Raw genomic sequence first — 23,923 nt, 5'->3', positions numbered from 1 at the left:
GTTAGAACGCAAATGCGGAGCGTGGAACGGGGGGAACGTCCATCGAAACGGCGAAGGTTTCGCGATTGATCGAGCCGCGGTGATAGTCGGCGATCTCCTGCGCCGTGGCGCACCAGACGCCGCCGTCGCCGTTCGACTCCGGCCCCAGCGCACGCTCGAGAAAGCGGTTCAGCATGTCGATACGGGCGGCGGAGCCGAACACCCAGGGATGCAACGTGATCGTCATCAGGGTGCCGTGCGAGCAGGCCGAGTGCCATTGCTCGAGCCAGTGCGCCCCGACTTTGCCGGCGGGCCACGGCGCGCTCGCGTCGCTGCCGTCGCCGACGAAGAGCATCGAAACCGCATCGTCGCTATCCCAACTGACCGGAATTTCCGTCAGGCCTTCGAACGTGTAGGGATGGTCATAGCCCATCATCGAGCTGTCGTACTCGATGCCATGGGCGTGCAAGAGCCCCGGCATCTCCTCCGTGTACTGCCAGCACGGCGAGCGGTATCCCTTCGGTGTCTGTCCGATTTGCGTTTTGAAGACGTCGAGCGTGCGCTCGAGCACCATCGCATTGGCCTCGGGGCTCAATTCGGCCACGGGTTCGTGGAAATAGCCGTGCAGGCCTACCTCGTGCCCGTGTGCGAGCAGCGTGGACAGCAAACCCGGGTTCGACGACGCGACGGCCCCTGGGACGAAGAAGCTGCCGCGAATGCCGTGATGTCCGAGCACGTCGAGGATGCGAGCGATGCCGACGCGCAGGCCGAAACGGCGCATTTCGAGTTCGGCAATATTGCGGACCGACTTGTCGCGCATACGCCATAGGAATGGGCTTTCTTCATCGACATCGATCGAGATGACGAGTGCGCATCGTTTTCCGTCGGGCCAACGATAGGCAATGAGTGTGTCGTACAAGGGGCGAGTGGGCGTCGTGTTCTTGAAGGTCATGGCGCGATAGGCATGGATAGGGATCGTTACCAGCGCAGCAGGACGAACTCGTAGGCGAACCCCGGCCCATAGGTCAGCGCGACGCTGAACGTGCCGGGCGCGGGGCGATGTTCGCGCAGGTAGGTTTGCAAGAGCACGAGGATGTTGGCGCTGGCGATGTTGCCGCGGGCTTGGAGCGTGCTGCGCATCAGCGCTGTGGTTGCCGTGGGCAGATCGAGTGCCTCGCTGATCTTGCCGATCGTTTGCGGGCCGCCCGGGTGACAGATCCAGGATCCGATGTCGCTCAGGGTCATGTGATGATCGGCGAGGAATGTTTCGACTTCTCGCCGGATGCTGGCGCCGATCCGGTCGGCGACATCGTGCGCCATCGTCAAATGCAGGCCGTCCGCATCGGGATCGATATGCACGAGCTCGCACGTGCCGCGTAGATACGCCGATCGAGAGGAGACGATCGTTGGGCGCAAGTCGGGCCGCTCCAGTGCGAGCGGATGTTCGGCGCCGACGAGGACGGCTGCGGCGCTCGCGTCGCCGAACAGCCCGATATTGCCTTGCGCGTTGATGCTGCAATCTTCCCAGTGCAGCACGAAACTGGTTAGCTCCACCGCACAGACGATCACGGCTTCGTTCGGATAGGCGAACAGATAATCGGCCGCGCGCGACAAGCCGATGAGCCCGCCCGCGCAACCCAGCCCAAGCAGAGGGGTGCGCTTGATGTCGCTTCGCATCGCCAAGGTATCGACGATGTGCGCATCGACGGTGGGACAACTCATGACCGAAGACGACGCAAACATGAAGTGATCGATCTGAGACGGCGCCAGGCCGGCGGCTTGCAGCGCTTGCGTGACGGCTTGCGTGCCGAGCGCTGCCGCGAGCGGGACCTGCCGTGCGTGCTTGTGTCGAATATCGCGCAGCGTTTCATACTCGCTCAGCGGCAACGCGAAGTGACGTCCTTGCACGCCGACGCTTTGGTGAAGTTTTTCCAAACGAGAGAGTTCGGTTGGCGAGGCGAAGGAGCGCTGCCGCTCTTTCACGAAATCGACGATTTGCCGCTTTTCGACGTAGTGCTCGGGGAAGGCCGATTCGACGGAAAGTATATGCATGCCGATTTTGGCTCCGTGAGTGGAAGGGTTGATGAATTCGATTGGTGCCGGGTATGGGGTGCGAATTTAATCGGAGTCGACGCGAATTCGGTAGATCAATTAAACAAAGTTACAGATTTTTTTGGAAATATGCGAAATGCGTACCAATCGGCGTACTTTTAAGAATTTTCTTACACGATTTTAGGAATCGAACGATATTGATTTTCGATTTTGCTGATATAGATTAAATTCATTTTGTCCGAAAGACGTTCCGGGTCCGGGCGATTGCACAGGCCGGAGCGGCTGTGGACGGGGCTCGTAGACGTGATGGCGGAGCCAGCATAATCCCCGATGCAACGCCCAGCGCCGGATGGCGGATAATCGACCCTTATCGCGGCTGGGGCCGCTTCTTGAAAGCGCCAATCGATGCTCGGCTCTCCACCCTCTCAATCCGCAGCGCCGGAAGAATCGGTTGCCGGCTCCGAATGCGGGCCCGCCGCGTCGTCGCACGAACCTGGCGTGTCCAGCCCTGGCAGTGTGGCGCCGAAACCCGCTTTCCCCGCACCGGCCTGCGCTGCCACCCAGGCTGGGCCGAACGGCATCCGCTTCGATTTCAACGATGGGTGCCGCGTCGCCGTGCCCGCAGGCGGCTGGCGCGTGCGGTTGCGCGATATCGAAACCGATAACGTGCTATTCGAAACCGAATTGGAAGCAGGCGTGGTAATGAGCACGAAGAAATACTACGTGCGCTTTTGCATCGAGATTTGGCACCGAAATGGCGCGCCGATCGATCCGCCGTTTTTCGTCCATCGTTACGACGCAGTGGGACAGCAGGTCTTAATCCAGTTCCCGGTGGGCACAATCGGCGACGTGGTAGGTTGGCTCCCTTATGCCGTGAAATTTCAACGCGTGCATGAATGCCGGCTAACGTGTGCGATGTCGGACAAACTGATTCCGTTATTCGCCGCTGCCTATCCCGACATCGAATTCATTACCCACGATGAGGTTCGGCCCGAGCGTTATTACGCCACCTACAATCTCGGCCTTTACTTCGACGACGCCGACTTTACGCGGCAGCCCTGCGATTTTCGGCTGGTCGGGCTACATCGAACCGCCGCCTACATTCTGGGCGTCGATCCCGAGGAAGAGGCGCCGCGCTTGGCGCTGGCCGACGAGGGCCGGCCGATCGAAGCGCCCTATGTGGCGATAGCGGTGCAAAGCTCCACGCAGGCGAAATACTGGAATCACCCCACGGGCTGGCGCGATATCGTGGCCTTTTTGAAGGCGCACGGCTACCGTGTCGTATGCATCGATCAAAAACCGACGCATGGCGCCGGCTACGTGTGGAATCACATTCCCTATGGCGCCGAAGACGAGACGGGCGACCGGCCGCTCCAAGAACGCGCGCGCTGGTTGCGTCACGCGAGCTTGTTCATCGGCTTGTCGAGCGGCCTATCGTGGTTGGCTTGGGCTGCAGGCACACCCACCGTTTTGATCAGCGGATTCACGCACGCGACGAATGAGTTTGCTACGCCGTTTCGCGTCATCAACTATCACGCCTGCAATAGCTGTTGGAACGATGTGCGGGAGCGTTTCGATCATCAAGACTTTTTCTGGTGCCCGCGTCACAAAGGGACACCGCGGCAATTCGAATGTACGAGGCTCATCACGCCCGAGCAGGTGAAAGCGGCGGTGAAGCGGATTCCCGGGTTTACGAATCTGCTGCACCGGCAGTAACGCCGCGGCTGTGGCCGCGGCCCCACCTCACGATGTCGCCCGCATGGCAGGCCGTCGGTCAGAACCGGTAAGCCAACTGCAACCGCACCATCGAGCCTTCGCGCAATTGCGTCGTGGCATCGCCGGAGACGGCCCACGACGAGCCGATCTGCGCATGCACGCCGGCGCCGAGCGACACGATTCGATGCGCGAGCGGGGCACCCGGTGCGGCGAACGCCGTGCCGTCTTGCGAGAAGACCGTCACGGTGCGCGTTCGATTCGCCAATTCGCGTGCGTATTCCACATCCATATACACGTTGACGGGTTGAGCGTTTGTGCCGAATGCGTGCATCAGCATGAGTCCTAGATAGGGCTGCGCGCTTCGTACCGTATCGGCGCCCACGGTTAGGTCTTGCCCGCCGCCGCCCGTTTCGGCGAACGCTTGCCCGTGCAGCCAGGCCCAATGCAGTCCCGCGTGAGGTTCCAACACCGTATCGCGGGCGATGTCCAGCGGGATGCCCGCTTGGGCGGTACCGCTCAGCGATTGCAACCAGTGATTGCCTTCAGGCGTGCCGTTCGGGCCGGAGCCGAACGGCCGCTTGTCTTTCGCCCAAGCGAAGCTGTAGCCGAACACGCCCGAGGTCTCGACCGCACCGAACATTCGGCGACCGTAGGCCGCGAGGCGCAGGGCGTCGAGCCTGCCGGTGCTCGGCGTCGTGCTCTCGCTCATGTCGTCGTGTTCATAGCCGATCGCAGCGCCGACAAGTGCGTTGCCGAGGCGATGGTCGTAGCCGGCCGCCAACCCCGCGCGGCGGGCGCCGAACGAGGACGCCGAACCGCTGCCGTCCGCCCGCGCGTAGCCATCGGTCAGCGCGGCCCAAGTGCCGTCATGCGTGCCGCCACGCGCGGCGGCGGGTGCCCTCGCCAAGCGGCCGAGCAATACGCGATCGAACGCGAGCGCGCCTTGCATCGCCGTCGATCCCAGGGCCGTGTAGATGCTGGTGTCGAGCGGCGCGATCGTCGCGGTTGCCGTCGCCGCGTTTTGCGCGAGCAAGAGGTCGACCTCGGTGGCGCGATAGCCCACCGATTGAACGAGCCCATTCAGATCGGCACCCGGCGTGGTCACGGCCGATAGCGCACCGAACTTGCCGTCGATCGCATTGGCCGTGAGGATCGCATAAGTGCGCGCGGCATAGCGGCCGGGATCGTACAGCACTTGCAGCGTGCCGCCTAGCGTCGCGGTGCCGTTCACCTTCAGTTGCGAACCGGAGGTCGGACTCACTTCGACCACGAGCGCACCGTTCGGTGTCTGCGTGTAATTGCCGCCGATGCTCAGCGTGCCGATCGTGCCGCCCGGTATCACGGTTCCGTTGTTGACGACGTCGTTGCCGATCGCGCCATGGCCGCCTAACGTCCCGGCCGAGGCGACCGTCACATTGCCGCCCAACGACGCGTTCGGATTGGCTAGATCGCCGACCAGCAGCTTGCCCGATGTCACAGTGGTCGTACCGGCGAATGCGTGGTTGTCGCCGGTGAGGACGGTGGTGCCGGTGCCTTGCTGTAGGACGGTGCCTTGACCGGTGAGTGCGCCGTCGAACGAAGCGACATCGGACGCATTGAAGACGACGGTGCCGTCGTTGACGACCGACCCTCCCGGCCGCACGACGGTAGGCTGGGCCGTGCCGCCGCTCGATACGGTTTGGACGCCGCCGCTCGACACGACCGTATTGACGGCTACGCCGCCCGACGCGACGTTCTGTGCGCCGCCCGTGGCGACGACGGTACTGGACACCATGCCGCCGTTGTTGACGTTCTGCGTGCCGCCCAAGCCGACGGCGGTTCCGGTCGCGAGACCGCCGCTATCGACGGTTTGACTACCGCCGCTGGCGACCGTTGTAGCGCTCGCGGTGCCACCGGACGAAACGGTTTGCACGCCGCCCGAATTGACCGTCGCACCGATCGTTTGGCCGCCGTTGGAGACGATTTGGTTGCCGGCGTTACCCAATGTCGTCGCGCTCGCCGTACCGCCGGAGAACACCTGCTGAGTGCCGCCGCTGCTGACCGTGGTGTTCGCGGCAATGCCGCCCGAAAAGACCGACTGGACGCCGGAACCGAGCACGACCGAATCGACGACGCTGCCCCCGGCAAACACATTTTGCGTACCGCCGCTGCTGATGGTCGTTCCCGAGGCTATGCCGCCGTCGTACACCGACTGAACCCCTGAATTCAAAACGACGGTATTGACGGCGGTCCCGCCCGACGAGACGTTTTGCGTGCCGCCGGCGCGCAGCCGCGAGGCGCTGGCGACGGTGCCCGAATAGACGAACTGGGTTCCGCCATCCACCGTCGTATTCACGGCCGAGCCCGAGTAAATGTCCTGCTCGGCGGTGCCCCCGCTGACGACGGTACCCGTTGCCGTTCCTCCGTTGATGGCCTGCAGCCCGCCGTAGATCGTGGTCTGCGCCGCGGAGCCGCCGACCACGTTTTGAAAGCCCCCATTGCTGACAACGGTACCCGTTGCCGCTCCACCGTCGATTTCTTGATAGCCGCCGTTGAGGGTCGTGCTGCTAACGCTCCCACCGGAAACGACTTGCGAGGCGCCGGCGTTCACCGTTACCGAACTTGCGGTGCCGCTATCCACCTCTTGAAAACCGGATCCGTTGATCGTGGTATCGATGGCGGTGCCGCCCAACACGAACTGCCCGCCGCTGCCGTTGACGGTGGTGGCGCTGGCCACGCCGCCTGCGAATACGCCTTGCTGCGCGGCGTTGTTCAGCGTGGTGCCGGATGCGATGCCGCCTGAGTTGACGGACTGCGTGCCGGTGTTGAGCGTGAGGCCGTTACACGAAGCGGGGCAAGTGTATTGGCCGAAGGCGGGTTGCATGAATCCACGGGCGGCGAGCGTGGCGAGCATCAAGGCCTGCAGCTTCGAACACGTCCGGCGTTTTCGGCCGGACCGAAACGAACCGTGCTTGCGACGAGCGAATAGCGGTTTCATGTTCGGCACCCCCAAGCGTCGACGTGCTCGGTAATAGCAGACGGGGTATGGGCTGCTGCTGCGCAGCGAAGACCTCGTGCTGACCGGTCAAGGGGCGTCTGCTTGCGCTTATGGTGCAAATCATATGCCGAATGTTCAAGCGAATACGCTGCCTGTGGCGATTGCGGCGGCTCATGTGGTCGGGAAGCGACATCGCCGCGTTTTGCCCCGCGCCAATGCGGATCCACGCGAGGCAAAGGAACGGCCGGTGTCGCCGCGGCGAGGTTTCGCTCGTCTCCACGCGATTTCGCGGCCCGCCGGAACGTGTGCCCGGCAACGGCTCTAAGCTGCCGATGCCCCCAGCCCATATTGCGTTCTTCGGAGCCCTCGCATGCCTGCCTCGCCATTGCGCCAAGAGATCCTCGGGACCGGCACGGCGCGGACCTTGGGCGCGTACGGCGTGCAAGAGGTCGCGCAGGCAGGCAGGCGTATCGCCGATGTCGCCCTCGATCCGCGCGGATATCCGCTCGCACCGCATCCGGCGCAGTACCTGCCCGAGGATGATTAAGCTCTTCACTTTTTCAAGCGTTTTCCCGAGTAGCGCAAATACGAAGGAAACGCTTAATGGGTTAGAGTCTTGAATCCGTTAGGTCGCGAATAGTTGTCCTGTAATGCCGGATCTTTGCCATGCCGTCTTTGCAAGCATGGGTGTTACATCCGATGAAACACATTAATACGACTCGTCTGAGCGATCATGGTATCGTTTCTGCAGTCCTGTTTTAGCCGCGCGGTCCGATGCGCGGCAGGCTGAACTTTGCAGGTAACGCATGAAACATGCTTCGAGCGAATCGCTAAACGATGTGCAAGCGCTGCGGCGGGAGAACGATGCCCTGCGCGAGGCGCTGCAGGCGCTCGAACGGCAGTTGGCTCAGCGCGACGAGCGCCTTTCTTCCAACAGCGACGCATTGCTCGAAACGGAGCATCGCTTCGATCTACTCTTCGAGCATTCGGGCGATGTGCTATTCCTGCTCGAGCCGACGCCGAGCGGGCGGTTGCGATTCTTGCGGGTTAACCCCGCGTGCGCGCAGTGGTTCGGCGCGCACGCGGCCGAACTCGCCGGCGCATTTGTCGACGAAACGAAGCTGAGCGATCTTGCCGATTTTATCTACGGCGCCGCATGCCGCTGCCTGGCTCGGAGGGCCGCGTGCGAAGACGAACGAACGATCGCGCTGACCGACGGATGCCACGACGTGCACGCGGTCTTGCTGCCGTTGTGCGACACCTCGGGCCAAGTTCGCCGCATGCTCGGCGTCGCGCGCGATCTCACGGCCCATAAACGCACCGTCTCCTTCGAGGCTATTCGGCGCGAACTCGAAGGGCAGTTTCAAAGCCTGGCGGAGAGCAGCTCGGACATCATCTGCCGATACGATCGCGCGTGCCGCCTCGTGTATGCGAATTCGGGGCTCACGGCGCTCATGCGCCGGCCGCTGCAGAATCTATTGGGCCAGACGCCGAACGAGCACCAACCCGATTTGCGTTTGGCACCGTATCAAGCGTTGCTGCAGCAGACGATCGACACCGGGATCCCAAGCGAGATCGAACTGACGCTGCCCGACTCGGGCAACGGCCCCCGCTGCCACCACATCCGAATCTTCCCCGAGCGCACGTTATACGGTGTCACGATCGGCGCGCTGGCACTCGGGCGCGATGTCACCGAACGTAAGCTGGCGGAAGATCGGCTGCATGCGAGCGAGCAAGCGTTTCGCGCCGTGGTGGAGCACTCGCCCGATTTCATCGCCCGTTACGATCTGAGCTTCCGGCGCATCTACGCGAATCCGGCATTGCGCGCGCTCACGAAAGAGGACGTGGTCGGAAAAACACCGACGGAAACGGGCGCGTTCGTCGACCCCGTGCATTACATGAACCGTTTGCGCACGGTGGTGGAAACGCGTCAGGAAGTCACCGAAGAGGTGCGCCTGCGCGATGCGTCCGGGCGCATTCGTTGGGGGCACATCCGCATCGTTCCGGAGTTCTCGCCGAGCGGGGAAGTCGCGAGCGTGCTTGCGATTAGCCGCGACGTCGACGATCTGAAGCGCAGCGAGCAGTTGTTCCGCACGTTGACGGAAAATTTCCCCGATATGATCGGCCGCTTCGATGCGCAGGGCCGGTATTTGTACGTGAATCCGGCGGTAACGAAGGCATTCGGACTCGCACAGGACGCGATCGTTGGGAAGGAGCTGGGCACGCTGGAAATCGCCGGTTCGGCGGAGCTGGCCGCCAGTATTCGCACTGGCCTCGAACGTGCCTTCGCGGAGGGCGTCTCGAACGAGTCCGAGGCGCGCTGCTATTCCGAATTCGGAGCACGGGTGTTCGAGCTTCGGCATATTCCCGAGCACGATTCCGAAGGACGGGTCGTCAGCGTACTCGGTGTCGCGCGCGACATCACGTGGCTGCGAGCGATGGAAACGGCGCTTCGCGATAGCGAGCGCGCGTTTCGGACCTTAGCCGAAAACGCACCGGACCCGATCATTCGATACGATCACGAGTGCCGTCGGATTTATGTCAATCCGGAATTCGAGCGCGTGTGCGGGCTCGATGCGGCGACGCTGCTCGGCCAGAAAGCCGGAAAGGTGCTGCATTCTCCCGCGGCGATCTCGCGTCGATTCCGCGATAAGTTGAGGGCCGTCATGAGGACCGGCATCGCGGCGAAGTTCGAACTGAACTGGGACAGCCCGATCAAGCCGCAATGCTGGTCGATCCAGATCGTGCCGGAGTATGACGCCAACGGACAGGTGCAGAGCGGGCTCACGATTTGGCGCGATATCTCCGACCGCAAGGAAGTCGAGCAGCGATTGCGCGAGTCGTACGACATCCTGCGCGAACTCACTTCGCGGCGCGAGACCGCGCGCGAGGAAGAGCGAAAGCGCATTGCGCGCGAGTTGCACGACGAACTCGGGCAGCAGTTGACAGCCCTGCGCATGGGGGCGTCGACCCTTCGCATTCGATTCGGACCGGATAATCCCGAGCTGACCGAGCACGTACAAAAGTTGTTGGAGTTGGCGGACCAAACGATGCAAGTCGTCCGCAACGCGGTGTCCTCGTTGCGTCCCGGCGCGCTCGACGCCGGCATCGCGGCCGCCCTCGAATGGCTGACCGCGGAATTCTCGCGCGGCACGCAGATCGGCTATTCGCTATCGGTGCCCGACGAGACGCTACCGCTGGCCGAGGAGCGCGCGATCGCGCTGTTCCGTATCGTTCAGGAATCGCTGACGAACGTCGCGCGGCACGCGCAGGCCCGCCATGTATGCGTGACGCTCGAGCGTGTCGGCGACGATTGTCTGCTGCAGGTGCGCGACGACGGCTGCGGATTCGATCCGGTGGCGACGCGCAAGCGATCGTTCGGCCTAGCCGGCATGAAGGAGCGGATGCTGATGCTCGGCGGCAAAATCGACATCGCGAGTGCGCCGGGTAAGGGCACGACGATCAAGGTCGAACTGCCGATCGGGCAAGACGAAGGGGCCGCGGTTGCCCGCGTGGCCGAGCGCGCTTAGGGAGCGCGGTGCCGAAGTCAAGGATGGCCGCGCTTATTATGCCTCGCTGTATTGCAGCGCTTGCGTCGAGCAGTCGAACACGACCGAGTAGGTTTTGACCTCGCACCATTGCTCGAACAGTGCCTTCGTTCGTGCGTGGGGCCATCGCGTCGTATCTTCGCTCCAATCGCGCAATACGCGGTCGAACAGCGTCTCCCAGTTGTCTTCGAGCCACTGCGCGCCCGGCGCTTCGAATTCATCCGAGTGAGTGGGAATCAGAAACGTATTGGGGTCGGCCCGTGCGGCCTCTAGCGAGACGGGAGGGCGCCCGCCCAAGCTGGCTTGATTCAGCCAGTCGATCAGCGGCGCTTTCGGCAACACGACCACCACCACTCGATTCAAAACGAATAGCGGCTCTTCGATTATTTTTTCCACGGCTATATTCCATCGAGACGGCGGCACGCGTCGCCGGCGCGCACTATTACACGGGTTTCGGCGGGTTTGAAGTCAGTCCGTGCGGATTTTCTTGTCAGGACTTCCTTAGGTTCGCGTCGAACGCGATTCATGCCGTACGCGCGAATGCGCGAAGCTGGCCGAGCAAGGCCGCATCGATTTTGCCGCGATGCACGGATCCCAGCGCGTTCGCCATTTGTTCCCAGCGGGCGCCGAGCCGGCGATGGGCTTCGGTCTTGACGTGGACGGCGGTCAGCTTTCGGAACGGCACCGTACGCGCGGTAGAAGGATCCATGAGTTCGGCCGTGTGCAAATGGACGAATAGCGGGCGCGCCGCATCGCCGCTCGCAAGCGGTTTCGGCTGGATCGCCATTTCGAAGAGCGTCCCCCTGTCTCCCACATCGCCGGCGGACGGCAGCCGAACCGGAGCACCGACGTGCTCGACTTGATTCAGTTGCAACAAGCGTTTCACGTGCTTGGCTTTCGGACACGGCACCGCTTTGAGTGCGTCCGATTCCACCGCGGCGATATGCTGGTGTATCGTCGTCAACGCATCGAGGCGGTCGGTCAGTTGGTCAGCCCGTGCCGGGTTGGCGGATGCGCCGGTCGTGGCGCGCCGCAATGTCTTACGCACGTTGTCGATGTCGCCTAGCCAGCTTTGCACGGCATTGCGAGCGTACTGGGCGGATTCGATCGGATCGAACGACGGATCGCGCAACTGCTCGAGTGTGCTCGAGTCTTTGCCGAGCGCACGTGCGATCGCTATGACATCGCCATCGACGCTGCGCGCGAGATCCCGGTAGCGGATTCTCGGTGCCTGGGCCGTATCCGGTTCTTGGGCGGGCGCAGGTTGAATGCGCATCGCGCCGAACTCGGCGGCGGCGTGCGAAACAGCGGTGGCCGTTGCCGGCGCTCGGGTGCGTTGGCGCGGTGTCGCGGCCGCTTCGCGTTCCCGGCCCGAAGCGCTGGACGATGCGCCGGGCGCCTGTTCGGTCTCGGGCGTTCGTTGTGCGGCAGCCGCATCGGCTGGTGTTCCCGATGCCGATGCCGATGCCGCCACGCCGGGACGCGCCTCGTCGCTCACCTGGCGTAAGAACGATCCGTATGTCTGAAGGGCGGCGGCCGCATCGAGCGCACAGCGCCACAGCGGCGAGTCGTCGTTCGCATCGATTCGGGCGGCTGCTTCGACGCATAGCTGTTCGCTCAGCGCATCGACGCCGTCCAAGTGGGCCGATGCCACTACTTTTGCATTGCTCAGTTGTTTGGCGTCGACCTCATGCGCCTGATCGATGACATCGAACGCTGCCTGCACGGCGGGGTTGTCGCCGATCGCATGGATCGAACGCGCATTCATGCGCTCCATGACGGCATCGAGCGGCAACAACGATTCGAAGCGCTCGAGATGAAGTTCGACGCTCAGCTGATTCAAGTCGCGCGTGACGGCCTGAGCGACTTGCTTCGAGAGGCGGGCCAAGTCGTGCATCGGATCGTGAGGGCCGGCTTCAGCCAGCCGGGCACGATGGGCGTCCACGATTTGTTCGTACCCGGCGAGGATCGTACGTGCGTCGGACACTGTCCGCAGCTCGGGTTCGTTTGGGAGGACTTGCGAGGCAGGCTGTGGCGAACTGGCCTGCGCGTGCGAGGGGCCGGCAGTGTTGCGACGGGCGGGCACGTTCCCTTCGCTTCGCTCGTCGGACGACACCGGAACGCTGCCGATGTCTACGCCGGTGATCGTCCATTGCTGAACTTGATTGAACAGCGCCAGGACGGCGGATTTTGCCGCTAGCAGCAAATACCGGTTCAACTGCGCCTTGACGGTTTCGTATCCTTCAGGCGGCTCGCAATTGAGCGAGCGCGCGCTGTCGAGCGCACTCAAACCGTTGTGCAAATGGGGGACGACTTCGCCGGCGAGGGCGAGCGTCGTTCGGTCATCGATCGGCGTGTCGGTGGCCGTGCGGGCGAACCACTGACGGCCGTGCCGCTGCGCGGTATCGACCGCTGCTGCGAATCCTGCGATTTGGGCTTGCTCGCTCGGCGCGACCGTACGCTGGCCAGGCAGCGTCGCGGTACGGGCACGGCGCTCCGATGCGGAAGAGGCGGTAGCGGCTCGACGCCCTGGCAATCGGTTCAATGCCTCGGAGCGCGCCGGTGCGTTCGGTTGGCCCGCTCCAGAGCGGCCGGCCGCCGCCGGCGGGGGCGTGCCGGATGACGATGCGTCACTCGGGTTTCCGGACGGAGTGGCGCGCGCGCGGCCGATTCGATTATTCGACATGCGGGCAGTATCGAACGACTAGGCCAGCGCGCTGTTGGCACTGGGCGAATTTCGTAACGTGCGAGCGAAACGAATGAGTAGCGAATGCGTTCGCGTACTTGAGGTCGGCGTGAGGTCGGCGTTTTAGCGCCGGCGACGATTCGTCGTTGGCAAGGGGTTTTCGCCGGAAGGGGCGGGGCGCATCGGTGCGTGCCGCTATCGTCCCGATAGAGCGACGCGTTCGCCCACGACTCGGGCGAATGTGGATCCATCGCGCTGCTCCCGCGAAAGGCCGGCCGTGCGCGCACGTGACGGCCACATCCACCATCGAGGCCCTCATGAACGTGAATGTTTCCAGCAATAGCCAAGTCAACACCGATCCGCTCGGCGCTCCTCCATCCCAATCGTCGTCCAGCAAAGATGGGCTCGTCGCCGACTATGAGGCGCTTTACACGTCGGCTTTCACATCGCTCGAGAAAATGCTGCAATCGGTGCTGGGCAATTTGTCGAAGATCGATTCCGCTCCCGACACGAGCGCATCCGACGCCGGTGCCCCGGCACAGGGCGCCCAAGGCGCCGATGCGGCGCAACCGGCAGCCCCGAGCATGACCGCGCAGAGCGCTGCCGGCGCGCTGGCCGCGTACATGCACGAGCACAACGTCACCACGGTGAACCCGGACCAGCTTTATCAGATGGCCTTTAAGCCGGACGCCGGCACGCCGCCGGAAGTGTCGCAGGCTGCCAAGTTCATGCTGCAAAACCCCGATACGTTCAATCAGATCGAAACGCACGACGTGGCGGGCTCGGACGGCATCGCCGGGGTGAACGACTTCGATTGGGCGGCTCAAGGCGGCTTGTCCGCTTCGGCCGGTGCGCAAACCGGTGCATCCGCCAGCGGCCAAGCCGCGTTTGCCGGCGGGGTCGATGGCGCCGCGGGTGCGCTTGCCGCGTTCATGCACGAGCACTCGGTCGCTACCCTCACGCCGAGCAAGCTCTACCAACTGGCCTTCAACCCGGCGGCGGGCACGCCCCCGGCGGTGTCGCAAGCGGCGAAGTTCATGCTTGCAAACCCGGATGCCTATAACCGTCTCGAAACGCACGACGTGGCGGGTTCCGACGGCATTGCGGGTGTGAACGACTTCGACTGGGCAGCGCAAGGCGGCCTCGACAAGCAGTAATCCTAAGCGGCCCGCTCGGCTGTCAGGCAATCCTGCCTGCGCCGAGCGGGTTCGCACTTAAATTGCGGCGCGCTTTCGCGATGCCTAGCGCGTAGCCCATCGTCCCTCGATCGATCGGATCGATACGATTTCATGTTCATGTTCATCCGATACCGAATGCCTACTCCGCTCAATCGGCTCACTCCTGCGTCCCACGCTCACTCGTCTCCCGAATTGCTGGGCGAGCGGCCTCGCCTGTCTCCTCATTCGCCGTCGGTTGGATCGAAGCGTAAAGCCGCCAGTGCGGAACTCGATGCGTTGTCGCCACGGAAAGCGGCCGATTCGTCGGATGCGCACGCTGCGGCGCCCGCGCCGGGCCCGGCGAACAAGCGCCCGAGAGTGGCGATGCAAGCGCTATCGAGTCTGTCCGCTCGGCCGCCGGTGGACGCAGGGCCGGCTGCTTCGCAGGCGGCCAGCAGTGCCCAGCATCACGATGTCGACTCCCATGATGTCGAGCCCCATGAGATTGAACATCCTGTATTGGGCCGCCATTTCGATGCCCACGCGAGCCATCGCTTGGAGGACATCATCCATCGGCTGAATACCTTGCATCACGACTACGGTAAGGAGCTGACGCCAAAAATGGTGGAACAAATCAGACGTGAAATCAGCGAGCTTCATCAAATTGCGAAGATGATACTCGATATCAAAAAGCGTTTAATGAGGAAAAAGAAATGATAAAACGAGGAAGGGGCGGGCGGCGATATTTTTCGTAATCGAGAAAGATATCGAATCGAATTTCTATACGATGAAATGCGAAAGGGAGGTGGGGGATTGGAAGAGGGAAGGAGCAATGCATTCGCCATGAAGGCGCGAACTGGGAAGGCCGGTACCTTTACCGCCTGTACGACACACCGCAAAAAGGGTGCGCCCCGCGCGGCGCGAGGGCACACCTGAACGCTGCTAGTGCATTACGACTGCGTCAAGCTCTTGGCGTTCTTCGGGCCGGCTTCAGCGAGCTGGTCCTTCGTCATGTCGTTGTTGATCGCGTTTTCGAGCTGCGTTGCATAGTCTTGCAGCGCGATGCTTTCGGCGGTGTTCTTGCCCCAGTCGGCAGCAGCAGCAGCGTTTGCACCAGTACCGACGGACGACGGAAGTTTAAAGTCAGGCATGTTCAACTCCTTGATTCACGGTTACGCCCTAGCCGGGCAATGATTGCCATGGCTTCGCGGCTGCGAAGGATGGCCGGTTCGTACTTGCGTACAGGTAACAACTTTCGGCTTGCAGCTTGTTCGCTTTGGGCCACGCAACGTTGTCTGCGTTGGATTGAAGTTTGCCTCTGTTCGGAAAGCACAATGGGTGGCGGAACGAATTTCGTGGGACGATAGCGAATCGACAATGCAATGAATCGAAGACGATTCGATCGATCGATAAAACGCCCAACATTACGCTTCGGGTTTCGCTTCGCTGTGGTCGATTTCGTCGCATTGGGGGCGAGCGATCCGAATGCGAAATAAGCTTTCCTTTTCCCTTTTCTCCACCGTTCCTCGCGCAAAGGTCGTTCCTTCCGGCGGCGTGGACGATGGTCGACGGTTAGTGGAGGCAGTCGTGGATATCAACCGATCGCATGCTTCGAGCGCGCCGAGCGAGCCCCCCTCGCCAAGCGAGGAGCCGCACAATCCCGCACCCGGTGCGCAATCCGACGCGGCTACGGCCACGGCGACGCAAGCGCCACGCGGCGCATTGGCGTCGCTCGCCGGCCGCCGGCGATCGCGTTCGCCTGAGGCGCAACAGGCGTCCGAGCCGGCCGAGCCTTCGAGCGGCGCGCAGCCGCCGCGCAAGAAGCTGCGCACGGCGCAGGGCGTACGCTTCGCCGAACCGGCGCACGATGGCGCTGCGGGTGCCTCCGGGTCGTCGTCATCGCAGCCGATGGCGCGTTTGCGCGCGATGCCCCGGCACGAGGCCGACGATCCGCAGCAGCGCAGCATCAACGAACAGATCGCTCGAAACCAACGCGCGCTGCTCGAACGGTTGCATATCGAACGGCAACCCGTGGCGGCGTTCATGCGACAGGATTGGTTTTTGGCCGAAGCCGGCGTTCATTTACCGCCTTCCGATCAACTCGGCCTTCTGACCGATGTCCTGCACGTCTCGGAAGAGGCGCGCGCCGAGTTTGCGCGATTGCTGCCGGCGGGCTACGGCGGCGCTTACCTTTCGCGCGACGAGCAAGCGCTCGCGCATTCGCTCGGCGGCGGCACGCCCGATGCCATCGTGAGACGCGCCAGTTGGTTGATGCGGGCCGGTTTGACCGGCCGACTCTTTCCGGGCGCGGCGCCTTCGGCGTTGCTCTCGCGCACCGTCGAGCAAGCCGAAGCGGAACTGCGGGCGCATTTCGAACACGGTGGGCCGCACTCGCAGGCCAATGCAGTCAACGATCTCGTGGGGGCGGTGTTGTTCGCGCCGACGCTCGAAGACGGACACCGGCTCGCGCAGTTGGTCTTGCAACCGCACTATTTTCGGGCGATGCCGGAAGGCTGGCGGGCCAATACGTTGTGGATGCTCACGAACAGCTTGCTCTCCGTCAATTCGCGTGCGTGGATCGACCTGTCTTCGAGCGAACCGCATCCCGCGCAAGGCGATGCACCGGCGCCTGCCGTCAACGCGGACGTGGCGCGCATCGCGGAGTTGGGCGTGCTCCATCGGACGAGTCTCGGCGAGACGATTCCCCCGCTGCTCGACGCGGTGCGCGCCACCCCGTCGATGCCTTCGCACGTCGCGCAAGGCATTCTATTTTGCTTGGCACAGTTGGCCGGTCGGGGCATGCCCAATGCGGCGGCCCAGCGGGGGCTGCTGGATCTCTACGAGCGGCTCCTGCCTCACGTAAGCGGTGCCGATCGAGATCAGGCGTACACCGGGCTCGCGGCGATGATCTGGGCCCTCGGGGAGCCCGGCCTCCAGCGGCGCGCCTTTAACCTGCTGACGCAGCACCGTCCCGGGACGGCGCGTACGAGCGATTGGCTGGCGCACTTGGACGTGACGGCGCGCTCCGGCGTGCTGCTGTCGATGGTCTTCCAACTTAGAACGCTGGGCGATGATCTGCGCGCCGAGGCATTTGCGTTGCTATCGGATCAAACGGCGCCGGGCATCGTCGAACGGTTGCCCCCGGACGCGCGGCGGCGGCTGCTCGAACAAACGCGCGAACTCGAGGCACAACCGGGCGACAATTTGAGGCTGCTTGGCATCGTCGATCGGCTGCTCGAGCACGCGCCGGTGGACGACATCGACGAATCGTTGCGCGTGCTGTTCGGCCATGCCGACGCCGCACCTCAAGACGAGGCGCTCGAACACGCGGTTTTGGCGATGTGGGACAGGTTCTTGCCGCAGCTTCCCGCGGATCGCAGCGGCCACTTGTTGGCGCACGCCGTCGCCGTCGATGTCGGTCACCTGCCCCTTGCGCTGCACCGCTTTGCAAGCGTCGACGCGAACCGGCTCTACGCCATGCTCGCGGCGCTGAACGACGCAAGAAGCCAACCGCTAGCAAACGAACTCGTCGAGCGCGGCATCGAGGATCCCGACGCGCTTCGCGCGACGTTGCAGGCTGTGCTCGCCGATCGACCGGAGGCGCAGCGCGCCGCAGCGGCATCCTCCGTTGCTCACGTGTTGTTTTGGGCGGCGTGGGCGATGCCCGAGGCGCAACGCCCGCAGGCGCTAGGAAACTTCGTGCGGGATGCGACGCGCATCATCAGCGATACACCGATGCAGGCGCGCCCCGCCGTACTCGCCGCGTTTTTGCGGCCCGAACCCGCGGGAAGAGTCGGCGGCGTTGCGTATCGATATCTGGCCGGGGGTATGCAGACATTAGGTGCGCAGCGATTTCATCGCTGGCTCGACACCGTGCCGGTAAGCGACCGGCTATCCATGGCAACCGGGGTGGCGCGCCTGCTTCCAACGATACGGGTGCAAGCCGCGGCTGCCACCGCTGTCACCATGGTGGAAGGGCTCTACCCGAGATCGCTTGGATCGTGGAACGATCATCACGCACTGGTACTCGCCCTGACGGGCACCCTCGCGCACTGGCCCGCGATCTTCGACGTCGAGCGTATGCGCGTCGGCGCCATGATCGAACATGGCCTACGCGCGCTGCCGCCGGGGACCGCGCACGAACAGGCGTTGGGTCGGCTCGCCACGATCGCTCGCGATCTTCCGCAGGGAGCATCGTCGAGCCGCGAAGCGGCTCCCGGCACGCATGCATGGGCGATGCAGTTGATTCACTCGGAACTCGCGCGCACCGGCGACGCCACGCGAGCGCGTGTGTCGAGCTTGATGGGGCCGACAGGGGGGGATGACAGCGGGGATAACCGCGGAGCGTAAGGGAAGCCTTCGGAACGGGCGAGCGCGCGATGCGTGCCGCCCATTCAATAACCTAATGCCTATCGCACAGCCATGCCGTGCTGAATCGATCTACGCGCGAATCCAAATATAGTCGCCGTTCGCCAGATGACGAAACATCTCGTCGTCGGAAAGGAGAATGTTTTCGCGCCAGTAGCGTCCATGCTCGACGTAATGTTCGATGAGTTCGACCAGCCATCGCCCGTCGGTGTTGGCTTCGAGCACGGCGCGCACGATGAGCACGACGCCGCCGGTATTGGCTTCCACGCCCAATTGCGCTTGGTCTTGCGCATAAACGGAAAGGTTGGCCTCGAGCAACAGCCGGAACACGCGCAGCGTGCGCCCGCCCGTCACCACGCCAAACTGAAAATTGACGTAGAGCGCCGCTGGGTCTTCCTGGTAGAAATCGATCGCCACGTCGAAGTCGTCGATCGCGATGACGCCGCGTTCGATGACGAGATCGGCATTGCCGATTCCACGCAGGCTGCACAGCTCCCGAATGAGTTGATTCCGACGTTCGAGACTCATAGCGCGGCCGCCTTTCTAGAGAGATAGCGACCGCACAGCGGCTCGCCTTTGCGCACGCGTTATTCGGGTCGTGCGTCGATGGCGGCTCGGCACAATTGCGCGGCCGCGCTCAGGCCGTCGGCGACGGTCGTTGCGTGTTGGCGTGCCATCGGATCGGCGAGCTTGACGGCCTGCATCGCGATACCGGCCGCCGTGCGTTCGAGTCCCGTCGCGGCATGCGCGAGGGGCCGGCGGTCGGAGCCGGCGGTGTCCGCCAGCGTGCCGGCCTTATCGATGGTATCGATCATGTCGGGCGTAATTGCGTCGTACATCGTTAACCTCCGTTCGTTTGACGTGTGTCGGTGTGCGAATCGATGAATTGCTTCGTGCCGTCGCTGGCTTCTACGTATTGCAGGGCGTCCACGGCCAGTGCCGATTCGACGTTGGCCGGCGCCGCGAAACTATCGTTCAGCGCAAAGCGCGAGTCGATGCGCGTCACCATCGGCGCCAAGTCCGTACTCATTCGATCGATCGTCTCGTGCACGGCTGTCGCGTTTTTGGCGACGCCGGTCACCTCGAATTCGCGGTGGCCGAGGTAGCTGACCTTGAGTTCGGGCTCGTGCAGGGATTCGGCCAAGTCGCGCGCGATCTGATCCGCGCACCCGAGCCGCCAAACGATCTTGCCCGGCGCGACCGCTTCGAGCGCGGTGCGCAACGGCGCGTCGTGCGCGCTGTCCGGCACGATACCCACGACGGTAAAGCGCGAGCCCATCTGCGTGACGGCCACGTCCGATGCCTGCAGGCGATTGAGTACGCGCTGCAGCATCGCCGCGGTTGGGGCAGGGAGGGTGGCTTCCATTGCGTTCTTGCCGCGCGGATGGAGGACGGCGGGCAGTGCAATGCCGGCGCATCCGATCGCCATCAGCGCGATTGCCGCCACCGCCGCAGCATGCAGCCCGCGACGTGCGCCATGGCCGGCGGCGGGCCCCGGCGGCGGGGCCAAATCGTGGCGGGCCTCGAACGTCATCGGCAGCATGGCCGGCTCTGGCGTGACCGAAGGCGTAGGCAACGGCGCCAGCAGCGTCTGCAGCAATTCGATATCGGACGGCCATTGGGCGTCGGCATCGCCCGCGCAGAGCACCACGTTGCCGAAGCGATGCGGTTTGAAATCGTCCATGACGATCGCTTCGCTACAATCGCTGGACGCGTCGCCGCTGACGATGATCAAGGTGCCGTCGTCGCGTCGGAGCACCTGCATGGCGGGCTGGTCCCAATCGCTGATCTGGATGTCCGATTGCTCGTCGCTGCCGATCACGGTCGGCAGCGCGTTCAGCGTCACGCGCGCCCCGGCGTGGCGGCCGGTCAGCAAACGTAGTTCTTTAGTCATGATCGACTCCCTTCGAATGAAATGCCGCGCTGTGCGCGGCGGCGATTAAACGGCAAAACGGCGGCGGCTGAGCAGCGACTTCAAGATGGCGGTGCCTCGCGCGCGCTCGTCGTCCGATCGCCGTCGCGTGAGGTTGAGCAGCAACAACGGCAACAGTAGGTTGGCGGATTGCTGGTGCGACGGCGCGGCGCCGGTCGGCTTTTCCACGGCCTGCACGAGGCGCTCGCGCACCTGCGCGAGCCGCGCGGGCGAGAGGACCTCTCCGCCCGGAAGGGCGAGGAAGTCGAGCATCACCTTCAGGGGTTCGTAGGTCGAACCGGCATTGGGCGGCGCAGCGGCCTGTGCCTTGCGCGCATCGAGCAGTGCCTGCTCCGCGCTCTTCCTGGCCGATTCGGTTTCGTCGGCGCGGCCGAGGCCTCGTGCAAACGGCTTGCCGCCTACGCCGCCCGCCGCCCGGACCGCCTCGTCTTCTTCCTCCTGATCGCTCCCGTCGTCGCCGCCCCGCGAACCCGACTGTTCCTGTTGATGGCGATCGCTCACGCGCATGACGCTTTCCGAGTTTTTCTGCAAATACTCGGTCAGCATCATCAACAGTTCTTCGCTGGCACCGGCCTCGTCGATGCCGTCCTGCGAATCCGCTCCGCGCCTGCGCTTCGTGCGCGAGCGGTTCATCTTCTGAACGTGGTGCGCATGATGGTGCCGATGGTGCGCCTGCTGCGTTTGCTGCGCGGACGGGCTATCGGAGTCGCTCGCGTCGTTGATGGGAACGACGGTCGTGCCGGAAACGCGAAGGCGGCTCATGGGAACACCGTGTGCATGACGGATTGCGCGAACTGCAGGACCGCCGAAGCGCCCCATGGCGCGGCGACGATGATGACCACGGTCACGATCAGGAACTTCACGCCGTGCGAGATCGTCGCATCCTGTAGCGACGTCACCGCCTGCAAGAACGCGATCAACAAGCCCGCGGCCGCGGCCACCCCTACCGCGGGCAGCGATACGAGCAAACACAACGTCAGGGCGTTGGTCGTTAAATGGGTAATCGCGTCGGTATCCATACGTCACCTATACGTGGAAACGAGCCCGTGGATCAGCGTGGACCAACCGTCCATCGAGACGAACAGCAAGAGCTTGAAAGGGATCGCCACGTTGGTCGGCGTCACCTGCGAGAGCCCCAACGCCATCAACAAGTTGGCCACGATGAGGTCGATCACGACGAACGCTAGATAGAGCAAGAAGCCGATCTTGAAGGCGGAGGTCAGCTCGGTCAGCGTGAAGGCGGGGGCGAGCACGATCAGATCGTCGGGCTTGAGCGCCGCAACTTTGTCCGCCGGCCAGATCTGTTGCGCCGAGCGCATGAAGAACGCCTTCTCGCGTTCGTCGGTGTGCTTCAGCAGGAACTGGCGGAACGGCTCGCGTGCCGCATCGAAGATCGGCATCACCTGGCTCGTCGCACTCTGCTCGCTCGAGACCTGGGCGCGATGCATCGCTTCCATGCCGACGGGCGCCATGACGAAACACGTCACGATCATCGCGATGCCGTTGAGCACGGTGCTGGGCGGCACTTGCTGTACGCCGAGCGCATTGCGCAGCAGGCCGAGCACGACGACGATCTTCGTGTAGGACGTGACGACCATCGCGGCGAACGGCAGCAAGCCGAACGCCAACAGCGCGACCAGTAGCGAGGCGACATCAAGATTGCCGTTCATCGCTCGCCGCCATTCGTTCGATTTGCACGCCGAGGTTCTCGCCCACGGCCACCAGTTTGCCGAAGGCGAGCGTTTGCCCATACGAGACGAGCCGCACGGTGGCGTCGTCGAGCGGCAGCGGCAGGTCGAGCACGTAGCCGGGCTGCAGCGCGCTGACCTGCGCGAGTCCCAGATTGACGCTGAAAAGCTCGACGTGCACGGGCATCTCCATGGCCGCGACCGGCACGAGCGGTTCGCTTGCCGGGTGGCTCGAGGCGCCTTCGAGCGGATCGAAGTCGTCGGGTTGTGCGGTGGCCAGAGTCACGGGGGTCTCCAAAGTAACGGTGTTCGTGTCGACGCAAACCGCGGCGCACAGATGGCGGCCGCGCGGCGCGCCGATGCGCAGCATCGCTCCCGTTAGCGGCTTGTCGGCCGCGTAGGGCAGGGTTGGCTGCCAGCCGAGCAGGATGTCGCCTCGCTGCAGCGAGGCCAGCATCTCGGGCGTGCAACGGCGGCTGCGCAATCGGATCGCGCAGGCCAGCGTGAGGCCGTCGAGCGTATCGAGGGGGGCGTTCGCGCCGGGTTGCGCCCAACGGCGCTCGAAATCGGCGGCCAGCGCGGCCGGCAGATCGAGGACCGTGCAGCGGCATTCGATGCCCCCGGCCAGGAACGACAGCAGCAAGCCGCGTCGCGCGCCCGACTGCCCCGCCGCCGAGAAGGCGCGAATCGTGGGTGCCGTCGCGTGGCCGGTATCGAGCGACGCGAGCAGATCGCCGAGCCAAAGATTGGCCAGCGCCGCTGCCCGGTTCGGGTCGCAATCGTGTGCGATGGTTTGCAGTGCGGGGTGATCGGCGATGTCGACGACGAGCGTGACGGGACCGTGCGCGGTATCGACGATCATCGTTGCGGTGCACTCACCGCGCCCGCTGCGCACGTCGCTCATCCCATGCAGCCGCAGGTCATGCTGCGCGCCCGGATGCGCCGAGCCGCGCACGCCGCATGCCCGCGCGAGTTGTGCGAGTTCGCTCGGATAGCGCGGCAGCTTGCCGTTGAGCGAGGTCGGGCGGGCTTCGAACATGATCCGATGATCTCCTTGTCAAACGCTGGATGCGGCGACGTCGACGTCGATGTGTCGGCCTAGCGCATCGGCCAGGCGCACACGCAGTGCGTCGGCGTTATCGGAGATTAATTGCAACGCTCGCGCGTTCGGCGTTTCAAAGCGAATTGCAATGGACGACGGCGAAAGTTGAAGATGCAGCAGCGTGTCGGGCAATACCGCGGGATTCATCGGCAGCGTGACGGCCCACGTCGAATCGCCGCCGGCCCCCGACATCGCGCAAAAGCGCGCGATGCGCTCGGCGAGTTCGCGCGTCAGCAGATCGCCGTGCGCGGCGGCGGCGCAGGCGTGCACGATCTGCCGGCCGAGTGCCGTGTCGTGCTCCGGCCGCGGCGCGTCCGGCGCCTTCGTGCTCTGTACGCGTCGAAGCCGCAACGTGCGCGGCGCGCTCGCGTGGCCAGCTTGCGAGCTAGGCTCGGGCGCGGGGGGCGCTAAGGCGGGTTCGGCGTGAGGCGTCGGCTCGGCGATCTCGCCGCCGATCGTATCCGCTACCGGGTGATCGGCCGCACCTTGTTCCGGCTCGTCTTGCGCATCGTGATCGGATGCGCCGCCGCCATCGGAGGAGACGAACATGGACGCGCCACCGGCTGCCGATTGCGCCGCCAGCAAGCGCGCAAATTGAGCCGCCGCGCCGGCCGATACGCGGCCCGAGGAACCTCCGGCTGCGGCCGTGGTGCCCGCGGTAGGCACGATACGAACGTCCCGCGCATGATGCGTGCGATTCGACATGACGATGATCCC

20 protein-coding genes are annotated in these 23,923 nt (G+C 64.0%); 6 read left to right on the top strand and 14 right to left on the bottom strand.

All coding sequences use genetic code 11. From position 1 onward, the window contains the following. Position 1: 1 nt before the first annotated feature. Together ACTHN9_RS15390 and ACTHN9_RS15385 are read right to left on the bottom strand one after the other, a co-directional pair. Entirely contained in the window at positions 2-931 is a 930-nt protein-coding gene (locus ACTHN9_RS15390) for a polysaccharide deacetylase family protein (protein WP_440537635.1), read from the bottom strand. Positions 932-957: 26 nt separating this feature from the next. Then, the gene (locus ACTHN9_RS15385; protein ID WP_440537634.1) at positions 958-2,031 is read right to left on the bottom strand and encodes a type III polyketide synthase; all 1,074 of its coding nucleotides are present in this window, start codon (positions 2,029-2,031) and stop codon (positions 958-960) included. A gap of 498 nt (positions 2,032-2,529) precedes the next feature. On the opposite strand from ACTHN9_RS15385, the gene ACTHN9_RS15380 reads away from it, so the two are divergent. Then, a complete protein-coding gene (locus ACTHN9_RS15380; protein ID WP_440537633.1) occupies positions 2,530-3,747 on the top strand; it encodes an autotransporter strand-loop-strand O-heptosyltransferase in 1,218 nt (405 codons plus the stop codon). A gap of 58 nt (positions 3,748-3,805) precedes the next feature. On the opposite strand, the gene ACTHN9_RS15375 is transcribed toward ACTHN9_RS15380, so the two are convergent. Then, complete coding sequence (locus tag ACTHN9_RS15375) at positions 3,806-6,724, bottom strand: autotransporter domain-containing protein (RefSeq protein ID WP_440537632.1); 2,919 nt, start codon at positions 6,722-6,724, stop codon at positions 3,806-3,808. Between the two features lie 370 nt (positions 6,725-7,094). On the opposite strand from ACTHN9_RS15375, the gene ACTHN9_RS15370 reads away from it, so the two are divergent. Together ACTHN9_RS15370 and ACTHN9_RS15365 are read left to right on the top strand one after the other, a co-directional pair. Then, complete coding sequence (locus ACTHN9_RS15370) at positions 7,095-7,271, top strand: hypothetical protein (protein WP_440537631.1); 177 nt, start codon at positions 7,095-7,097, stop codon at positions 7,269-7,271. Between the two features lie 259 nt (positions 7,272-7,530). Beyond that, positions 7,531-10,254, top strand: a complete 2,724-nt coding sequence (locus ACTHN9_RS15365; RefSeq protein WP_440537630.1) for a PAS domain-containing protein — start codon at positions 7,531-7,533, stop codon at positions 10,252-10,254. A gap of 36 nt (positions 10,255-10,290) precedes the next feature. On the opposite strand, the gene ACTHN9_RS15360 is transcribed toward ACTHN9_RS15365, so the two are convergent. Next, positions 10,291-10,668, bottom strand: coding sequence for a hypothetical protein (locus ACTHN9_RS15360; RefSeq protein ID WP_440537629.1), 378 nt, complete (start codon positions 10,666-10,668; stop codon positions 10,291-10,293). Between the two features lie 127 nt (positions 10,669-10,795). After that, entirely contained in the window at positions 10,796-12,958 is a 2,163-nt protein-coding gene (locus tag ACTHN9_RS15355) for a hypothetical protein (protein WP_440537628.1), read from the bottom strand. A gap of 317 nt (positions 12,959-13,275) precedes the next feature. Here ACTHN9_RS15355 and ACTHN9_RS15350 point away from each other — a divergent pair, with 317 nt between their 5' ends. After that, positions 13,276-14,115: a hypothetical protein gene (locus ACTHN9_RS15350; RefSeq protein WP_440537627.1), complete on the top strand. Its 840-nt coding sequence runs from the start codon at positions 13,276-13,278 to the stop codon at positions 14,113-14,115. A gap of 132 nt (positions 14,116-14,247) precedes the next feature. Then, complete coding sequence (locus ACTHN9_RS15345; protein WP_440537626.1) at positions 14,248-14,832, top strand: hypothetical protein; 585 nt, start codon at positions 14,248-14,250, stop codon at positions 14,830-14,832. Positions 14,833-15,065: 233 nt separating this feature from the next. Here the strand turns inward: ACTHN9_RS15345 and ACTHN9_RS15340 are convergent, their stop codons facing one another. After that, the gene (locus ACTHN9_RS15340) at positions 15,066-15,266 is read right to left on the bottom strand and encodes a hypothetical protein (protein ID WP_440537625.1); all 201 of its coding nucleotides are present in this window, start codon (positions 15,264-15,266) and stop codon (positions 15,066-15,068) included. A 436-nt stretch (positions 15,267-15,702) separates the two neighbouring features. On the opposite strand from ACTHN9_RS15340, the gene ACTHN9_RS15335 reads away from it, so the two are divergent. Next, positions 15,703-18,465, top strand: coding sequence for a hypothetical protein (locus tag ACTHN9_RS15335; protein ID WP_440537624.1), 2,763 nt, complete (start codon positions 15,703-15,705; stop codon positions 18,463-18,465). 90 nt (positions 18,466-18,555) lie between these two features. On the opposite strand, the gene ACTHN9_RS15330 is transcribed toward ACTHN9_RS15335, so the two are convergent. The 8 genes from ACTHN9_RS15330 to sctP are packed head-to-tail and all read right to left on the bottom strand — an operon-like array spanning position 18,556 to position 23,911. After that, entirely contained in the window at positions 18,556-19,011 is a 456-nt protein-coding gene (locus tag ACTHN9_RS15330; RefSeq protein WP_440537623.1) for a CesT family type III secretion system chaperone, read from the bottom strand. A 59-nt stretch (positions 19,012-19,070) separates the two neighbouring features. Then, the gene (locus ACTHN9_RS15325; protein WP_440537622.1) at positions 19,071-19,322 is read right to left on the bottom strand and encodes a hypothetical protein; all 252 of its coding nucleotides are present in this window, start codon (positions 19,320-19,322) and stop codon (positions 19,071-19,073) included. A gap of 2 nt (positions 19,323-19,324) precedes the next feature. Next, positions 19,325-20,377 carry an HrpD5 family protein gene (gene hrpD5, locus ACTHN9_RS15320; protein ID WP_440537621.1) on the bottom strand — a complete coding sequence of 351 codons (1,053 nt, stop codon included), beginning with the start codon at positions 20,375-20,377 and terminating at the stop codon, positions 19,325-19,327. Between the two features lie 45 nt (positions 20,378-20,422). Beyond that, the gene (locus ACTHN9_RS15315; RefSeq protein WP_440537620.1) at positions 20,423-21,178 is read right to left on the bottom strand and encodes a hypothetical protein; all 756 of its coding nucleotides are present in this window, start codon (positions 21,176-21,178) and stop codon (positions 20,423-20,425) included. Further along, a complete protein-coding gene (sctS, locus tag ACTHN9_RS15310; protein WP_440537619.1) occupies positions 21,175-21,435 on the bottom strand; it encodes a type III secretion system export apparatus subunit SctS in 261 nt (86 codons plus the stop codon). Before sctS ends, ACTHN9_RS15315 begins: the two co-directional genes overlap by 4 nt. A gap of 3 nt (positions 21,436-21,438) precedes the next feature. Next, the gene (gene sctR, locus ACTHN9_RS15305) at positions 21,439-22,086 is read right to left on the bottom strand and encodes a type III secretion system export apparatus subunit SctR (protein ID WP_440537618.1); all 648 of its coding nucleotides are present in this window, start codon (positions 22,084-22,086) and stop codon (positions 21,439-21,441) included. Next, positions 22,070-23,143 carry a FliM/FliN family flagellar motor switch protein gene (locus tag ACTHN9_RS15300; protein ID WP_440537617.1) on the bottom strand — a complete coding sequence of 358 codons (1,074 nt, stop codon included), beginning with the start codon at positions 23,141-23,143 and terminating at the stop codon, positions 22,070-22,072. The genes sctR and ACTHN9_RS15300 overlap by 17 nt, the downstream gene beginning before the upstream one ends. An 18-nt stretch (positions 23,144-23,161) precedes the next feature. Further along, positions 23,162-23,911: a type III secretion system protein SctP gene (sctP, locus tag ACTHN9_RS15295; RefSeq protein ID WP_440537616.1), complete on the bottom strand. Its 750-nt coding sequence runs from the start codon at positions 23,909-23,911 to the stop codon at positions 23,162-23,164. Between the last annotated feature and the right edge of the window lie 12 nt (positions 23,912-23,923).

Source organism: Trinickia sp. (genome assembly GCF_051953405.1).
Taxonomy (GTDB): Bacteria; Pseudomonadota; Gammaproteobacteria; order Burkholderiales; family Burkholderiaceae; genus Trinickia.
The sequence above is the reverse complement of the archived record's forward strand: the minus strand, read 5'-3'. Positions and strand labels throughout refer to the sequence as shown.

What these genes read in the sequence shown, in the direction of transcription:
- ACTHN9_RS15300 (WP_440537617.1), bottom strand. Translation starts at nt 23,143, where the DNA reads ATGTTCGAAGCCCGCCCGACCTCGCTCAACGGCAAGCTGCCGCGCTAT.
- ACTHN9_RS15350 (WP_440537627.1), top strand. Translation starts at nt 13,276, where the DNA reads ATGAACGTGAATGTTTCCAGCAATAGCCAAGTCAACACCGATCCGCTC.
- sctR (WP_440537618.1), bottom strand. Translation starts at nt 22,086, where the DNA reads ATGAACGGCAATCTTGATGTCGCCTCGCTACTGGTCGCGCTGTTGGCG.
- ACTHN9_RS15365 (WP_440537630.1), top strand. Translation starts at nt 7,531, where the DNA reads ATGAAACATGCTTCGAGCGAATCGCTAAACGATGTGCAAGCGCTGCGG.
- ACTHN9_RS15330 (WP_440537623.1), bottom strand. Translation starts at nt 19,011, where the DNA reads ATGAGTCTCGAACGTCGGAATCAACTCATTCGGGAGCTGTGCAGCCTG.
- sctS (WP_440537619.1), bottom strand. Translation starts at nt 21,435, where the DNA reads ATGGATACCGACGCGATTACCCATTTAACGACCAACGCCCTGACGTTG.
- ACTHN9_RS15345 (WP_440537626.1), top strand. Translation starts at nt 14,248, where the DNA reads ATGTTCATGTTCATCCGATACCGAATGCCTACTCCGCTCAATCGGCTC.
- ACTHN9_RS15390 (WP_440537635.1), bottom strand. Translation starts at nt 931, where the DNA reads ATGACCTTCAAGAACACGACGCCCACTCGCCCCTTGTACGACACACTC.
- sctP (WP_440537616.1), bottom strand. Translation starts at nt 23,911, where the DNA reads ATGTCGAATCGCACGCATCATGCGCGGGACGTTCGTATCGTGCCTACC.
- ACTHN9_RS15355 (WP_440537628.1), bottom strand. Translation starts at nt 12,958, where the DNA reads ATGTCGAATAATCGAATCGGCCGCGCGCGCGCCACTCCGTCCGGAAAC.
- hrpD5 (WP_440537621.1), bottom strand. Translation starts at nt 20,377, where the DNA reads ATGACTAAAGAACTACGTTTGCTGACCGGCCGCCACGCCGGGGCGCGC.
- ACTHN9_RS15370 (WP_440537631.1), top strand. Translation starts at nt 7,095, where the DNA reads ATGCCTGCCTCGCCATTGCGCCAAGAGATCCTCGGGACCGGCACGGCG.
- ACTHN9_RS15325 (WP_440537622.1), bottom strand. Translation starts at nt 19,322, where the DNA reads ATGTACGACGCAATTACGCCCGACATGATCGATACCATCGATAAGGCC.
- ACTHN9_RS15375 (WP_440537632.1), bottom strand. Translation starts at nt 6,724, where the DNA reads ATGAAACCGCTATTCGCTCGTCGCAAGCACGGTTCGTTTCGGTCCGGC.
- ACTHN9_RS15385 (WP_440537634.1), bottom strand. Translation starts at nt 2,031, where the DNA reads ATGCATATACTTTCCGTCGAATCGGCCTTCCCCGAGCACTACGTCGAA.
- ACTHN9_RS15340 (WP_440537625.1), bottom strand. Translation starts at nt 15,266, where the DNA reads ATGCCTGACTTTAAACTTCCGTCGTCCGTCGGTACTGGTGCAAACGCT.
- ACTHN9_RS15315 (WP_440537620.1), bottom strand. Translation starts at nt 21,178, where the DNA reads ATGAGCCGCCTTCGCGTTTCCGGCACGACCGTCGTTCCCATCAACGAC.